The organism is Micromonospora sp. RTBAU3-60, from assembly GCF_054963695.1.
In genome coordinates, this window is record NZ_JBUEGB010000169.1 from 1 (window position 1) to 1501 (window position 1501).

At 71.0% G+C, this 1501-nt stretch carries 1 protein-coding gene; it reads left to right on the plus strand.

Annotated features, from left to right (window positions below; all coding sequences use genetic code 11):
• The coding region (locus ACY34I_RS40340; RefSeq protein ID WP_462760818.1) for a zinc ribbon domain-containing protein at nucleotides 1-1501 on the plus strand (1501 nt) is incomplete at both ends.

Sequence of the window (1501 nt, forward strand, 5' to 3'; positions counted from 1 at the left end):
TATCGGCTGGTGCGCCGACCTGGTGGCGGGGATGGTCTCCGACCTATTGGCGGAGCGCTGGAATCGCGCAGATGTGGACGTGTTGGCCTCCGGTGTGGACGCCAGCGATCGGAAGCTTCCGTCGAACGCCTGGATGGCGCTGCGACGCTTGGGCTGGACCGCCACCGCGGCCGAGGGTGTGAAGGTCAACGACCGGATCGTGCGCATGGCCCAGGAGCAGGCCGGGCGGGCACTTCGCTCGGCGCGGTGGCGTGCTGACCTTACCGCCGGGGTGCTGGCGACGTGGCCGGCCGATCCGCGTAAGCGCACCGCGCAGGAGTGGGAGCAGGTACGCCAGGCGGTTCCGGGCGGGGAACATCTACCGTCCAGCATCGTCAAGTCCCGCACGCGGCAGGCCGCGAGGTTCCTTGCTGTCAATGGGCGGCTGCCGGTGGACGTGTTCGAGCTCGAAGGCGTCCCAACGGGCGCGCGGATGCTGCTGTTGGCCGCGTGTGACCGGCAGCAGGCCACCATCGAGCGCAGCGACACTGACGCTCGGAGGGTGTTGCTGCGCTTGCAGTTGCCCTCACGTCCGGATCCGCGGTCGTATCGGGATTGGACGTGGGTGGCCTGTCCGATCAGCCTGCCGCCCACGGTGCCCGCCTCGGCGGTGCTGCACCTGCCCACCCTCCGCGTCGCCGGCCGGCAGGTGCACGCCGACCTGGCATACACGCACGCCGTCCCGAAGGCCCGGCGCACCGGTCACACGGTGGCGCTCGGCGTGGACTGGGGTCTCAACACTCTCCTCAGCGCGGGAGCCCTGCGGCTCCACGAGGGCGGGCGGATCATCGCGTTGGGGGCTGGTGGCCAGTTCCGCGCGGCCGGGGTCCTGGCCAAGCAGCACCGCCTCCGGCGGCTGTCAGAACGGCTGCACGCCAAAGCCGACCACTACCAACGCCTCGCCGGCCGTGACGAGCGGCATCACCTCGTCGGCAAACTGGCGGTGCTGCGGGATGAGGTCCGCCGCGTGTCCGACCGCCGCTCCAATCTGAACGCCGCGCTCGCGTGGGCCGCCGCCAGATGGGCGGTCGACCAGGCCATCGCCGCCCGGGCGACCGTCATCTACGTCGAAGACCTGCGGTCGTTGGAAGCACGGGGCATGGGGGCCACCCTCAACGTCCGGCTGTCGCAGCAGGTGCGCGGGCAGATCGTCGACCGGATGCGGCACCTCGCCGCCGAGGCGGGTATCGCCGTGGTCACCGTCCCCGCCCGGAACACCTCGAAGCACTGCCCGCAGTGCCTGACTCCGCTGCGGCACTGTAAGGCCCCCGACCGCCCCACCACCCCAGGCTGGAAGTGGGCGATCTGCCCCCACCAGTCCTGCCGGTGGCAAGGCGACCGCGACCAGGGTGCCTGGCGGCGCATCGCCGCCCGCGGCCTGACCCATCAGGCAAAGACCGTCATCGACAAGGCCAGCGGGCACATGGTCATCCGCGCCGTGGTCGACAAACTCGAAACGGCA